At 50.9% G+C, this 13,643-nt stretch carries 14 protein-coding genes; 11 read left to right on the forward strand and 3 right to left on the reverse strand.

The features are described 5' to 3' along the window. Positions 1–9: 9 nt before the first annotated feature. Genes recF through dnaA form a run of 3 tightly spaced genes read right to left on the reverse strand, consistent with a single transcriptional unit; the run spans position 10 to position 3,588 of the window. Positions 10–1,083 (reverse strand): DNA replication/repair protein RecF, encoded by a 1,074-nt coding sequence (recF, locus tag ESM_RS0110130; RefSeq protein ID WP_000060099.1) that lies wholly within the window; start codon positions 1,081–1,083, stop codon positions 10–12. Further along, positions 1,083–2,183 (reverse strand): DNA polymerase III subunit beta, encoded by a 1,101-nt coding sequence (gene dnaN / locus ESM_RS0110135; protein WP_000673456.1) that lies wholly within the window; start codon positions 2,181–2,183, stop codon positions 1,083–1,085. The genes recF and dnaN overlap by 1 nt, the downstream gene beginning before the upstream one ends. A gap of 4 nt (positions 2,184–2,187) precedes the next feature. After that, positions 2,188–3,588: a chromosomal replication initiator protein DnaA gene (gene dnaA, locus ESM_RS0110140; RefSeq protein WP_000059100.1), complete on the reverse strand. Its 1,401-nt coding sequence runs from the start codon at positions 3,586–3,588 to the stop codon at positions 2,188–2,190. Positions 3,589–3,884: 296 nt separating this feature from the next. Between dnaA and ESM_RS1000000129645 the strand changes: the two genes are divergently transcribed. The 11 genes from ESM_RS1000000129645 to yidZ all read left to right on the forward strand — a co-directional run bounded on the left by ESM_RS1000000129645 (position 3,885) and on the right by yidZ (position 13,583). Continuing rightward, positions 3,885–3,956 carry a hypothetical protein gene (locus ESM_RS1000000129645; protein WP_122983130.1) on the forward strand — a complete coding sequence of 24 codons (72 nt, stop codon included), beginning with the start codon at positions 3,885–3,887 and terminating at the stop codon, positions 3,954–3,956. 238 nt (positions 3,957–4,194) lie between these two features. Continuing rightward, entirely contained in the window at positions 4,195–4,335 is a 141-nt protein-coding gene (gene rpmH, locus ESM_RS0110145) for a 50S ribosomal protein L34 (RefSeq protein ID WP_000831330.1), read from the forward strand. Positions 4,336–4,351: 16 nt separating this feature from the next. Beyond that, positions 4,352–4,711 carry a ribonuclease P protein component gene (gene rnpA, locus ESM_RS0110150; RefSeq protein ID WP_000239730.1) on the forward strand — a complete coding sequence of 120 codons (360 nt, stop codon included), beginning with the start codon at positions 4,352–4,354 and terminating at the stop codon, positions 4,709–4,711. Beyond that, positions 4,675–4,932, forward strand: a complete 258-nt coding sequence (gene yidD, locus ESM_RS01000000124585; protein ID WP_001307474.1) for a membrane protein insertion efficiency factor YidD — start codon at positions 4,675–4,677, stop codon at positions 4,930–4,932. Before rnpA ends, yidD begins: the two co-directional genes overlap by 37 nt. Positions 4,933–4,934: 2 nt before the next feature. Continuing rightward, positions 4,935–6,581, forward strand: a complete 1,647-nt coding sequence (gene yidC / locus ESM_RS0110155; protein WP_000378258.1) for a membrane protein insertase YidC — start codon at positions 4,935–4,937, stop codon at positions 6,579–6,581. Positions 6,582–6,686: 105 nt separating this feature from the next. Beyond that, a complete protein-coding gene (mnmE, locus tag ESM_RS0110160) occupies positions 6,687–8,051 on the forward strand; it encodes a tRNA uridine-5-carboxymethylaminomethyl(34) synthesis GTPase MnmE (RefSeq protein WP_001282361.1) in 1,365 nt (454 codons plus the stop codon). Positions 8,052–8,293: 242 nt separating this feature from the next. Then, positions 8,294–8,368 (forward strand): tryptophanase leader peptide, encoded by a 75-nt coding sequence (gene tnaC, locus ESM_RS01000000124590; protein WP_010377944.1) that lies wholly within the window; start codon positions 8,294–8,296, stop codon positions 8,366–8,368. A 218-nt stretch (positions 8,369–8,586) separates the two neighbouring features. Then, positions 8,587–10,002, forward strand: coding sequence for a tryptophanase (tnaA, locus tag ESM_RS0110165; RefSeq protein WP_001517426.1), 1,416 nt, complete (start codon positions 8,587–8,589; stop codon positions 10,000–10,002). 91 nt (positions 10,003–10,093) lie between these two features. Next, complete coding sequence (gene tnaB / locus ESM_RS0110170; protein ID WP_000139689.1) at positions 10,094–11,341, forward strand: low affinity tryptophan permease TnaB; 1,248 nt, start codon at positions 10,094–10,096, stop codon at positions 11,339–11,341. A 132-nt stretch (positions 11,342–11,473) separates the two neighbouring features. Continuing rightward, complete coding sequence (gene mdtL, locus ESM_RS0110175) at positions 11,474–12,649, forward strand: multidrug efflux MFS transporter MdtL (RefSeq protein ID WP_000086015.1); 1,176 nt, start codon at positions 11,474–11,476, stop codon at positions 12,647–12,649. Next, complete coding sequence (gene yidZ / locus ESM_RS0110180) at positions 12,624–13,583, forward strand: HTH-type transcriptional regulator YidZ (RefSeq protein WP_001517424.1); 960 nt, start codon at positions 12,624–12,626, stop codon at positions 13,581–13,583. The genes mdtL and yidZ overlap by 26 nt, the downstream gene beginning before the upstream one ends. The last annotated feature ends 60 nt before the right edge of the window (positions 13,584–13,643 follow it).

The following is a 13,643-nucleotide window of genomic DNA, read 5'->3' on the forward strand; positions in this document are numbered from 1 at the left end:
ATACTTGGGTTAATCCGTTATTTTACCCTTTTCCACGGTAAACATCTTCGAATTTTCGTCCGACATGTCTATAACGTGTTCAGCACTGATCGCGCTGACAAAGACCTGTGATTGCGTCGCTTTTAAGCGGCTGGCAAGCAGCCCGCGACGCTCATCATCAAGCTCAGAGGCAAAATCATCTATCAGGTAGAGACACCGCCGCCCGCTTTCACGGGTGAGGAACTCTCCTTGCGCCAGACGTAAGGCGCACATCAGCAGCTTAAGCTGCCCACGCGATAAGGTATCTTCCACCGGCGCACCGTCAGCGCGAATGCGTAAGTCCGCTTTATGCGGGCCGTGCGCGGTGTAGGTTAGCTGGCGATCGCGTTCAAAATTACGTTCCAGCACCTCAGCGTACTCTGTCTCTTTCTCCCAGCCGCGCTGGAAAGAGAAAGTCAGAGAAAACTCAGGGAGAAATTGCTTACAGGTATCGGCCATATCGGCGGCGATACCAGCGCTGTACTGGGCGCGCCAGGCGCTGATTTGCTCCGCCAGCGGGATCAGTTCTTTATCCCACGGGCGGAGCTGTTCGTAACGTGACACCTGCCTCAGCGCCGCATTACGCTGCTTGAGCAATCGCTTGAGATTGCTCCAGGCGGTGAAAAATCCGGGTTCGTTGTGAAAGCATCCCCAGTCGAGGAATGCTCTTCTGTATTTGGGGCCACCGTTGAGTAAAGTAAACCCCTCAGGCGTTATCAACTGCATCGGCATCAGGTGCGCCAGTTCCGCAACTTTATGCCCGTCAGTACCGTCAATACGGACTTTACTGTCGCCCTGTTTGTCTTTGGTTAAGCCAATCGCCGTCTCGCGCTCTGCGCCCTGTAAACGCCCGTGAAGAACAAACGCCTCCTGCTCGTGGCGAATGACGCGACCAATCTGCAAACTGCGAAACGCCCGGCCGTGGCCGAGCGTATAGATAGCTTCCAGCACGCTGGTTTTGCCACTGCCGTTGGCACCCACCAGAAAGTTAAAGCCGGGAGATAAAGCGAGATCCGCGGTTTCGATATTGCGGAAATCGCGGATCAACAAGCGGGTGAGGGACATTACAGTCTCATTGGCATGACAACATAAGCCGCACTCTGGCTGGCCGCATCTTCAATCTGCACGCTGGAAACTGAATCGGTCAGCATCATGCGCACGTTTTCACATTTCAGCGCGTTCAGAACATCCAGCACATAGCTGACGTTAAAGCCGATTTCCATCTCCGCGCCGCTGTAGGTGACGTCGAGGATCTCTTCCGCTTCTTCCTGTTCCGGGTTGTTGGCGGTGATCTTCAGTTGATTTTCACTGACATACAGACGCACGCCACGGAATTTCTCGTTAGAGAGAATTGCCGCACGAGCAAACGCCTGCTTGAGCAGATCGCAGCCTGCTTCCAGATGTTTGTCCGGGTTCTTCGGCAGAACGCGACGGTAATCCGGGAATCGACCATCCACCAGTTTGGAGGTAAAAATAAAGTCACCTACGTGGGCGCGAATGTTGTTGCTGCCAATCTGCACGCGCAGCGGATTGTCGCCGCCGTCGAGCATACGCATCAGTTCAATCACGCCTTTACGCGGCACGATCACCGAATGGCTCGGCAAAGACTGACCAATTGGCATTGAACAGACCGCCAGGCGGTGGCCGTCAGTCGCCACGGTGCGCAGTTCTTCACCTTCGGTTTCGAACAGCATACCATTTAAGTAATAGCGAACGTCCTGATGCGCCATCGAAAACTGGGTCGCTTCAATCAGACGTTTCATCGTTGCCTGCGGCAGGGTAAATTCAACTTCGCTCTGCCAGTCATCAAGATTCGGGAAATCCGCCGCTGGCAGAGTAGAAAGCGAAAAACGGCTGCGCCCGGAGCGCACCAGCATCCGCTCACCTTCCAGTTGCACAGCAATTTCCGCGCCTTCAGGCAGACCACGGCAGATATCAAAGAATTTGCGCGCCGGAACGGTCGTCGCCCCTGGTTCGTGCGGCTGAATCAGCGCAACACGAGCCACCATTTCCATCTCGAGATCAGTACCGGTCAGCGACAACGTACCGTCAGCAACCTGTAACAGCAGATTACCGAGAATCGGTAGCGTAGGACGACCACCTAACGGACCGCTCACCTGTTGTAGCGGTTTTAATAAATGCTCACGTTCTACGGTAAATTTCATAGGTTTACGATGACAATGTTCTGATTAAATTTGAAAAATCTTCTTTGATATCATGGCTCTCTTCACGCAACTGCTCGATCTTACGGCAGGCATGAAGCACCGTTGTATGGTCACGACCGCCAAACGCATCACCGATCTCCGGCAGACTGTGGTTAGTCAGCTCTTTCGCCAACGCCATCGCCATCTGGCGCGGACGTGCCACCGAGCGAGATCGACGCTTGGAAAGGAGATCTGCGACTTTGATCTTGTAGTACTCCGCCACCGTCTTCTGAATATTGTCGATGGTGACCAGTTTTTCCTGCAATGCCAGCAAATCGCGCAACGCTTCGCGCACGAAGTCAATGGTGATCGCCCGTCCGGTAAAGTTGGCGTTAGCAATAACACGGTTCAGCGCCCCTTCCAGCTCACGCACATTAGAGCGTAGACGCTTGGCGATAAAGAATGCCACTTCACCCGGCAGACGAATGTCATTTTCGTCTGCCTTTTTCATCAGGATCGCCACACGGGTTTCCAGCTCTGGCGGTTCGATCGCCACAGTCAACCCCCAGCCGAAGCGGGATTTCAAACGATCCTCAACGCCGTTGATCTCTTTCGGATAACGATCCGAAGTAAGAATGATCTGTTGATTACCTTCCAGCAAGGCGTTAAAGGTGTGGAAAAACTCTTCCTGGGATCGTTCTTTATTAGCAAAAAACTGAATATCGTCGATCAGCAGCGCGTCAACAGAACGGTAGTAGCGTTTAAACTCTTCGATCGCGTTGTTTTGCAGGGCTTTTACCATGTCCTGAACAAAGCGTTCGGAGTGCATATAAACCACTTTGGCATTCGGCTTGCGCGCCATAATGCCATTGCCCACCGCATGTAGCAGGTGAGTTTTACCCAGCCCCGTGCCGCCATAAAGGAACAGCGGGTTATAGGCACCGCCAGGGTTGTCTGCCACCTGACGAGCCGCCGCGCGCGCCAGTTGGTTAGATTTACCTTCGACGAAGTTATCAAATGTATGTTTAACGTTAACGTTGGAACGATAGGTCGGTTCTGCCGGAGCCGGAACGTTATCCCAACCTGAGCGCGTAGAAGGCGCAGCACGTTGCGGTTGCACCTGAGCAGCCTGAGCCGGTGCAACTGTATTGCTGGCAGGGACTTTCAGCGTTTGTGTCACAGGCTTTGTGCCCACTTCAAAACGCAACTGTGGGGCATCCGCTCCGCAGAAACTGGTTAGCAGTCCATTGATATTATTGAGGTACTTGTCCCGTACCCAATCGAGGACAAAACGGTTTGGCGCGTACAAGGCCAGCGTGTTATCGCTCAGTTCCGCCTGCAATGGGCGTATCCACATACTGAATTCTGTGGCTGGTAACTCATCCTGCAATCGGGCAAGACATTGCTGCCAAAGCGAAAGTGACACGGCGGACTCCACTCGAACAAAAGTCGATTATGACTAAGGCTGAAACATTCATGATTGTTGACGCACGTCGAAAAGACCCTGCATAAGGGTGACGCACGAACCGCTGTCTGCGGTTATATGCCCGATCAAGATCCTGCAAAACGATCGGGACCGCGGATCATAGCCTAAACTGCGCAAGAGATCTTCTGTTTCTCACAGATTTTCCCGATTTATCCACAGGATGATCCAGAACCCGCTAAGTGTAAACGATCCAGACACCAGGCGGGCACGATTTAAGCCGCATATTGGAAAATTTAATGACCATAGACAAAATTAGGCTTAATCGATCTAATAAAGATCCTGGACGATCCTTGCGCTTTATCCGGTAGCCCGTATAATCCTCCACCCGGCGCGTAATGCTGGTTTTCACCGGTATATAGTTGTACTTTTTCCCTGTGAAAAGGTGCGGAAAAGCGCGGTAAATAAGGAAAGAGAATTGACTCCGGAGTGTACAATTATTACAATCCGGCCTCTTTAATCACCCATGGCTTCGGTGTCCATCGTTCGGTTTTCGGGCGGATATCCAATAAAGCCATTGAATTTATTCAAGTTTAGGTAGAAATCGCCATGAAACGCACTTTTCAACCGTCTGTACTGAAGCGCAACCGTTCTCACGGCTTCCGTGCTCGTATGGCTACTAAAAATGGTCGTCAGGTACTGGCACGTCGTCGTGCTAAAGGCCGTGCTCGTCTGACCGTTTCTAAGTAATAAAGCTAACCCCTGAGTGGTTAAGCTCGCATTTCCCAGGGAGTTACGCTTGTTAACTCCCAGTCAATTCACATTCGTCTTCCAGCAGCCACAACGGGCTGGCACGCCGCAAATCACCATCCTCGGCCGCCTGAATTCGCTGGGGCATCCCCGTATCGGTCTTACAGTCGCCAAGAAAAACGTTCGACGAGCGCATGAACGCAATCGGATTAAACGTCTGACGCGTGAAAGCTTCCGTCTACGCCAACATGAACTCCCGGCTATGGATTTCGTGGTGGTGGCGAAAAAAGGGGTTGCCGACCTCGATAACCGTGCTCTCTCGGAAGCGTTGGAAAAATTATGGCGCCGCCACTGTCGCCTGGCTCGCGGGTCCTGATAGCCCTCATTCGGGTCTACCAACGCCTGATTAGTCCGCTACTCGGGCCGCATTGTCGTTTCACTCCAACTTGTTCAAGCTACGGAATTGAGGCATTGCGCAGGTTTGGAGTGATAAAAGGCAGTTGGTTGACGGTGAAACGCGTATTAAAATGCCACCCTTTACACCCTGGTGGTGACGATCCCGTCCCGCCCGGACCATTTGATACCAGAGAACACTAACGATGGATTCGCAACGCAATCTTTTAGTCATCGCTTTGCTGTTCGTGTCTTTCATGATCTGGCAAGCCTGGGAGCAGGATAAAAACCCGCAACCTCAGGCTCAACAGACCACGCAGACAACGACCACCGCAGCGGGTAGCGCCGCCGACCAGGGCGTACCGGCCAGTGGCCAGGGGAAACTGATTTCGGTAAAAACCGACGTGCTTGATCTGACCATCAACACCCGTGGTGGTGATGTTGAGCAGGCTCTGCTGCCGGCTTACCCGAAAGAGCTGAACTCTACCCAGCCGTTCCAGTTGCTGGAAACCTCACCGCAGTTTATTTATCAGGCACAGAGCGGTCTGACCGGTCGTGATGGCCCGGATAATCCGGCTAACGGCCCGCGTCCACTGTATAACGTCGAAAAAGACGCTTATGTGCTGGCCGAAGGTCAAAACGAACTGCAGGTGCCGATGACGTATACCGACGCAGCAGGCAACACGTTTACTAAAACGTTTGTCCTGAAACGTGGTGATTACGCTGTCAACGTCAACTACAACGTGCAGAACGCTGGCGAAAAACCGCTGGAGATCTCCACCTTTGGTCAGTTGAAGCAATCCATCACTCTGCCACCGCATCTCGACACCGGAAGCAGCAACTTCGCACTGCACACTTTCCGTGGCGCGGCGTACTCCACGCCTGACGAAAAATACGAGAAATACAAGTTCGATACTATTGCCGACAACGAAAACCTGAACATCTCTTCGAAAGGTGGTTGGGTCGCGATGCTGCAACAGTATTTCGCGACGGCATGGATCCCGCATAACGACGGCACCAACAACTTCTATACCGCTAATCTGGGTAACGGCATCGCCGCTATCGGCTATAAGTCTCAGCCGGTACTGGTTCAGCCTGGTCAGACTGGCGCGATGAACAGCACCCTGTGGGTTGGCCCGGAAATCCAGGACAAAATGGCGGCAGTTGCTCCGCATCTGGATCTGACCGTTGATTACGGTTGGTTGTGGTTCATCTCTCAGCCGCTATTCAAATTGCTGAAATGGATCCATAGCTTTGTGGGTAACTGGGGCTTCTCCATTATCATCATCACCTTTATCGTTCGTGGCATCATGTACCCGCTGACCAAAGCGCAGTACACCTCCATGGCGAAGATGCGTATGCTGCAGCCTAAGATTCAGGCCATGCGTGAGCGTCTGGGCGATGACAAACAGCGTATCAGCCAGGAAATGATGGCGCTGTACAAAGCTGAGAAGGTTAACCCGCTGGGCGGCTGCTTCCCGCTGCTGATCCAGATGCCAATCTTCCTGGCGTTGTACTACATGCTGATGGGTTCCGTTGAACTGCGTCAGGCACCGTTTGCACTGTGGATCCATGACCTGTCTGCACAGGACCCATACTACATCCTGCCGATCCTGATGGGCGTAACGATGTTCTTCATTCAGAAGATGTCACCGACCACCGTGACCGACCCGATGCAGCAGAAGATCATGACCTTTATGCCGGTCATCTTCACCGTGTTCTTCCTGTGGTTCCCGTCAGGTCTGGTGCTGTACTATATCGTCAGCAACCTGGTAACCATTATCCAGCAGCAGTTGATTTACCGTGGTCTGGAAAAACGTGGCCTGCATAGCCGCGAGAAGAAAAAATCCTGATTCGGTGAGTTTTCGCTAAAATAAGGGCGGTCAGTTGACCGCCTTTTTTCTTTTCGTAGGGCGGATAAGCACAGCGCATCCGCCAAACAAAGCAACAGGAACATCATGAGCGATAATGACACTATCGTAGCCCAGGCCACGCCTCCAGGACGTGGCGGTGTGGGTATCCTGCGCATCTCCGGCCTCAAAGCGCGCGAGGTTGCCGAAACCGTGCTGGGTAAGTTACCCAAACCGCGCTACGCCGATTATCTTCCGTTTAAAGACGCCGACGGCAGCGTGCTGGATCAGGGCATCGCGCTATGGTTCCCCGGCCCGAACTCGTTCACCGGCGAAGATGTGCTGGAGCTGCAAGGTCATGGCGGTCCGGTGATCCTCGACCTGCTGTTAAAACGTATCCTGACCATTCCAGGCCTGCGGATTGCCCGCCCAGGTGAGTTTTCAGAGCGCGCATTTCTCAACGATAAACTTGATTTAGCCCAGGCCGAAGCGATTGCGGATCTTATCGACGCCAGCTCCGAACAGGCGGCTCGCTCGGCGCTTAACTCACTGCAAGGCGCATTCTCTGCACGAGTTAATCATCTGGTAGAAGCCCTCACCCACTTGCGCATTTACGTCGAAGCGGCGATTGATTTCCCCGATGAAGAGATCGATTTCCTCTCCGACGGCAAAATTGAAGCCCAGCTTAATGACGTGATTGCCGATCTCGACGCGGTACGCGCCGAAGCACGTCAGGGCAGCCTGCTGCGTGAAGGCATGAAAGTGGTGATTGCCGGGCGTCCTAACGCCGGTAAATCGAGCCTGCTAAACGCGCTGGCGGGCCGTGAAGCCGCTATCGTTACCGATATCGCCGGAACCACGCGTGACGTACTGCGTGAGCATATCCACATTGATGGGATGCCGCTGCATATCATCGATACCGCCGGGTTACGCGAAGCCAGCGACGAAGTCGAACGCATTGGTATCGAGCGCGCATGGCAGGAAATTGAACAGGCCGACCGCGTGCTGTTTATGGTCGATGGCACCACGACAGACGCTGTAGATCCGGCAGAAATCTGGCCGGAATTTATTGCCCGTCTGCCTGCCAAACTGCCGATCACCGTGGTGCGCAATAAAGCCGATATTACTGGCGAAACGCTGGGGATGAGTGAAGTTAACGGCCATGCATTGATTCGCCTCTCAGCACGCACTGGCGAAGGTGTGGACGTTCTGCGTAACCATCTCAAACAGAGCATGGGCTTTGATACCAATATGGAAGGTGGTTTCCTGGCGCGTCGCCGTCACTTACAGGCGCTGGAGCAAGCGGCGGAGCATCTGCAGCAGGGTAAAGCGCAACTGCTGGGCGCATGGGCGGGTGAATTACTGGCGGAAGAACTGCGTCTGGCGCAGCAGAACTTAAGCGAAATCACAGGAGAATTTACTTCTGACGATCTGCTGGGACGGATTTTCTCCAGCTTCTGTATTGGTAAGTAACCCGCAATTACGAAGCCGCATTCTGATTGTCAGATGCGGTTTCGCTTTCTTGTTGGCACTCTTATTATTAATCAACCCTTTTTATAAAAATTAAACTTCTCACATAATTTATTCTCTTAAAAAGAGCATTTAATATTGCTTCACGACCGTTTGTGATTCGATTCACATTTAAACAATTTCAGAATAGACAAAAATCTTGAGTATTATACTGTAGCGTCGTGTCTTTCGAGGATAAGTGCATTATGAATACCTTACATATATGTGTGACCTCAAAGTGGTTTAATATTGACAACAAGATTGTCGATCACCGCCCTTAATTTGCCCTTCTGTCGCCATCACCAGAGTCAAACCGATTAGATTCAATGTGATCTATGAGTTTGCTATATCTTTATTTTCCTTTTTATCTACATTATTTCCGTCTTAATTGCTTTATTAAGCTAATAATTGTAGATGTATATATTCTGGAAATTAATAGATATTGCAAATGTAATATTCACAGGGATCATTGCAATTAAAATAAATGAAGGATTATGTAATGGAAAACTTTAAACATCTCCCTGAACCGTTCCGCATTCGTGTTATTGAACCCGTAAAACGTACTACCCGCGCTTATCGTGAAGAAGCGATTATTAAATCTGGTATGAACCCATTTCTGCTGGATAGCGAAGATGTGTTTATCGATTTACTGACCGACAGCGGCACCGGGGCGGTGACGCAGAGTATGCAGGCAGCGATGATGCGCGGCGACGAAGCCTATAGCGGCAGTCGTAGCTACTATGCATTAGCTGAGTCAGTAAAAAATATCTTTGGTTATCAATACACCATTCCAACGCACCAGGGCCGAGGTGCAGAGCAAATCTATATTCCGGTACTGATTAAAAAGCGTGAGCAGGAAAAAGGCCTGGATCGCAGCAAAATGGTGGCGTTCTCTAACTATTTCTTCGACACCACTCAGGGCCATAGCCAGATTAACGGCTGTACCGTACGCAACGTCTATATCAAAGAAGCCTTCGATACTGGCGTGCGTTATGACTTTAAAGGTAACTTTGACCTTGAAGGATTAGAACGCGGTATTGAAGAAGTTGGCCCGAATAATGTGCCATATATCGTCGCGACCATCACCAGTAACTCCGCAGGCGGCCAGCCGGTTTCACTGGCGAACATGAAAGCGATGTACAGCATTGCGAAGAAATATGACATTCCAGTGGTAATGGACTCCGCACGCTTTGCCGAAAACGCCTATTTCATCAAACAGCGCGAAGCGGAATATAAAGACTGGACTATCGAGCAGATCACCCGTGAAACCTACAAATATGCCGATATGCTGGCGATGTCCGCCAAGAAAGATGCGATGGTGCCAATGGGTGGCCTGCTGTGCGTGAAAGATGACAGCTTCTTCGATGTCTACACCGAGTGCAGAACTCTTTGCGTGGTGCAGGAAGGCTTCCCGACATATGGCGGTCTGGAAGGCGGCGCAATGGAACGTCTGGCGGTAGGTCTGTATGACGGCATGAATCTGGACTGGCTGGCCTATCGTATTGCGCAGGTGCAGTATCTGGTCGATGGCCTGGAAGAGATTGGCGTAGTGTGTCAGCAGGCGGGCGGTCACGCGGCATTCGTGGATGCCGGTAAACTGTTGCCGCATATCCCTGCAGACCAGTTTCCGGCACAGGCGCTGGCCTGCGAGCTGTATAAAGTCGCGGGGATTCGTGCGGTAGAAATTGGGTCTTTCCTGTTAGGTCGCGATCCGAAAACCGGTAAACAATTACCATGTCCGGCTGAGCTGCTGCGTTTAACCATTCCACGCGCAACTTATACGCAAACACATATGGACTTCATTATTGAAGCCTTCAAACATGTGAAAGAGAACGCGGCAAATATTAAAGGGTTAACCTTTACATACGAACCCAAAGTATTACGTCACTTCACCGCAAAACTGAAAGAAGTTTAATTAATATACTCAGAGTGGCTATAAGGATGTTAGCCACTCTTATTCTCTACATCCTCAATAACAAAAATAGCCTTCCTCTAAAGGTGGCATCATGACTGAACAATCAGAAAAAAAACACTCTGCATTTTGGGGTGTCATGGTTATAGCGGGTACAGTAATTGGTGGAGGTATGTTTGCTTTACCTGTTGATCTAGCTGGTGCCTGGTTTTTTTGGGGCGCATTTATCCTCATCATTGCCTGGTTTTCAATGCTACATTCTGGGTTATTGTTATTAGAAGCAAATTTAAATTATCCCGTCGGCTCCAGTTTTAATACCATCACCAAAGATTTAATCGGTAACACCTTGAACATTATTAGTGGTATTACGGTTGCTTTCGTTCTCTATATTCTCACCTACGCCTATATCTCCGCTAACGGCGCAATCATTAGCGAAACGATATCGATGAATTTCGGCTATCACGCTAATCCTCGCATTGTTGGGATCTGCACGGCCATTTTCGTCGCCAGCGTACTGTGGATAAGTTCGTTAGCCGCCAGTCGTATTACCTCGTTGTTTCTCGGCCTGAAAATTATCTCCTTTGTGATTGTGTTTGGTTCTTTCTTCTTCCAGGTCGATTATTCCATTCTGCGCGATGCCACCAGCACGACTTCGGGGACGTCTTACTTCCCGTATATCTTTATGGCTTTGCCGGTATGCCTGGCGTCATTTGGTTTCCACGGCAATATTCCCAGCCTGATTATTTGCTATGGCAAACGCAAAGATAAGCTAATCAAAAGCGTGATCTTCGGTTCGCTGCTGGCGTTGGTGATTTATCTCTTCTGGCTGTATTGCACAATGGGGAATATTCCGCGAGAAAGCTTTAAGGCGATTATCTCTTCGGGCGGCAATGTTGATTCGCTGGTAAAATCGTTCCTCGGCACCAAACAGCATGGCATTATCGAGTTTTGCCTGCTGGTGTTCTCAAACTTAGCTGTTGCCAGTTCATTTTTTGGCGTCACGCTGGGGCTGTTCGATTATCTGGCGGATCTGTTTAAGATTGATAACTCCCACGCCGGACGTTGCAAAACCGTGCTGTTAACCTTCCTGCCACCCGCTTTGTTGTATCTGGTCTTCCCTAATGGCTTTATTTACGGGATCGGCGGTGCCGGGTTGTGCGCCACCATCTGGGCGGTGATTATCCCCGCGGTACTGGCTATCAAAGCCCGCAAGAAATTTCCCAACCAGATATTCACAGTTTGGGGCGGTAATCTTATTCCGGCGATTGTTATTCTCTTTGGCATAACCGTGATTTTGTGCTGGTTTGGTAACGTCTTTAATGTGTTACCCAAATTTGGTTAAGCACTTCAAAAAGCCAGCGGTCATTCGCTGGCTTTTTGCCTGTCAGGAAATCACTCATGTCCAAATGGCAACTCGCCTGATTCTCTTTCACCACGTATGCTTTGCGTCACCTTACCGTCAGGACGCTAGCCCATGTCCCGTTTTTTGATTTGTAGTTTTGCTCTGGTTTTACTTTATCCCGCAGGTATTGATATGTATCTGGTCGGCTTGCCACGCATTGCCGCCGATCTCAATGCCAGCGAAGCGCAGTTGCATATAGCTTTCTCGGTTTATCTGGCGGGGATGGCGGCAGCAATGCTGTTTGCCGGTAAAGTGGCCGATCGTTCAGGAAGAAAACCTGTCGCCATTCCCGGCGCGGCGCTATTTATTATCGCCTCTGTGCTCTGTTCACTGTCTGAAACCAGCACGCTATTTCTTGTCGGACGCTTTATGCAAGGGCTGGGCGCTGGCTGCTGTTATGTCGTCGCATTCGCGATTTTACGCGACACGCTGGATGATCGACGCAGAGCAAAAGTGCTGTCATTGCTCAATGGTATTACCTGCATCATTCCGGTGTTAGCTCCGGTACTCGGGCACCTGATTATGCTCAAATTTCCGTGGCAGAGCCTGTTCTGGACAATGGCGATGATGGGCATCACTGTACTCATGTTGTCTTTGTTTATTTTAAAAGAAACACGCCCTGCTGCACCTGCTGCTTCGGACAGACCACGAGAGAATACCGAGTCGCTGCTTAATCGTTTTTTCCTTAGCCGTGTGCTTATCACCACTCTCAGCGTTTCCGTGATTCTTACCTTCGTGAATACGTCGCCTGTATTGATGATGGAAATTATGGGCTTCGAACGTGGTGAATACGCCACCATTATGGCGTTAACCGCAGGCGTCAGCATGACCGTTTCGTTTTCCACGCCGTTTGCATTGGGAATTTTTAAGCCGCGCACACTGATGATCACCTCGCAAATGTTATTCCTGGCGGCGGGTATCATCCTTGCAGTTTCGCCTTCCCATGCGGTTTCGCTGTTTGGCATCACGCTGATTTGCGCCGGTTTCTCAGTGGGCTTCGGCGTGGCAATGAGCCAGGCATTAGGCCCGTTTTCATTACGCGCAGGCGTGGCCAGCTCGACGTTAGGCATTGCACAGGTTTGTGGCTCGTCACTGTGGATTTGGCTGGCGGCAGTGATTGGCATCAGCGCCTGGAATATGCTGATCGGGATTCTGATTGCCTGTAGCATAGTAAGCCTGTTGCTGATTATGCTCGTCGCACCTGGACGCCCTGTTGCCGCTCATGAAGAAATCCATCACCACGCTTGATCTCAATTTACTGCTCTGCCTGCAATTACTGATGCAGGAGCGCAGCGTGACCAAAGCGGCGAAGCGGATGAACGTAACACCTTCGGCAGTGAGTAAATCGCTGGCAAAGCTTCGGACATGGTTTGATGATCCGCTCTTTGTGAACTCCCCGTTGGGTCTGACGCCCACACCGCTGATGGTCAGCATGGAGCAAAATCTGGCGGAGTGGATGCAAATGAGCAATCAACTGCTGGACAAACCGCATCATGAAACGCCGCGCGGCCTGAAATTTGAGCTGGCGGCGGAGTCGCCGCTGATGATGATCATGTTTAATGCGCTATCGAAACAGATCTACCAGCGTTACCCCCAGGCGACTATTAAATTACGTAACTGGGATTACGATTCGCTGGATGCCATTACTCGTGGTGAAGTGGATATCGGTTTTTCCGGGCGTGAAAGTCATCCACGCTCCCGGGAACTGCTAAGTTCACTGCCGTTATCCATTGATTATGAAGTGCTATTTAGCGATTTACCCTGCGTCTGGCTGCGTAAAGATCATCCGGTGCTGAATGAAGCGTGGAACCTGGACTCGTTTCTGCGTTATCCGCATATCAGCATTTGCTGGGAACAGAGCGATACCTGGGCGCTGGACAATGTATTGCAAGAATCAGGACGCGAACGCACGATTGCTATGAGTCTACCGGAATTTGAGCAGGCGCTATTTATGGCGGCGCAGCCTGACAATCTGCTACTGGCGACCGCGCCACGCTACTGTCAGTACTACAACCAGCTCCACCAGCTTCCGCTGGTTGCTCTCCCTCTCCCGTTTGATGAAATCCAGCAAAAAAAGCTGGAAGTACCGTTTACTCTGCTGTGGCACAAACGGAATAGCCATAACCCGAAGATTGTCTGGTTACGAGAAACCATTAAAAATCTTTACGCCTCGATGGCATAATCAAGTTGTATGAAATACGACCATATCTCGCGTTTAAATGTAAAATATATGTAATAAGTT

This window comes from Escherichia sp. TW09308, assembly GCF_000208565.1.
Classification (GTDB): domain Bacteria; phylum Pseudomonadota; class Gammaproteobacteria; order Enterobacterales; family Enterobacteriaceae; genus Escherichia; species Escherichia marmotae.

Bases quoted from the DNA above. Each gene is read 5' to 3' on its own strand.
- dnaN (WP_000673456.1), bottom strand. From the start codon at position 2,183: ATGAAATTTACCGTAGAACGTGAGCATTTATTAAAACCGCTACAACAG.
- yidD (WP_001307474.1), top strand. From the start codon at position 4,675: ATGGCGCCGCCACTGTCGCCTGGCTCGCGGGTCCTGATAGCCCTCATT.
- mdtL (WP_000086015.1), top strand. From the start codon at position 11,474: ATGTCCCGTTTTTTGATTTGTAGTTTTGCTCTGGTTTTACTTTATCCC.
- rpmH (WP_000831330.1), top strand. From the start codon at position 4,195: ATGAAACGCACTTTTCAACCGTCTGTACTGAAGCGCAACCGTTCTCAC.
- mnmE (WP_001282361.1), top strand. From the start codon at position 6,687: ATGAGCGATAATGACACTATCGTAGCCCAGGCCACGCCTCCAGGACGT.
- tnaB (WP_000139689.1), top strand. From the start codon at position 10,094: ATGACTGAACAATCAGAAAAAAAACACTCTGCATTTTGGGGTGTCATG.
- tnaA (WP_001517426.1), top strand. From the start codon at position 8,587: ATGGAAAACTTTAAACATCTCCCTGAACCGTTCCGCATTCGTGTTATT.
- recF (WP_000060099.1), bottom strand. From the start codon at position 1,083: ATGTCCCTCACCCGCTTGTTGATCCGCGATTTCCGCAATATCGAAACC.
- yidZ (WP_001517424.1), top strand. From the start codon at position 12,624: ATGAAGAAATCCATCACCACGCTTGATCTCAATTTACTGCTCTGCCTG.
- yidC (WP_000378258.1), top strand. From the start codon at position 4,935: ATGGATTCGCAACGCAATCTTTTAGTCATCGCTTTGCTGTTCGTGTCT.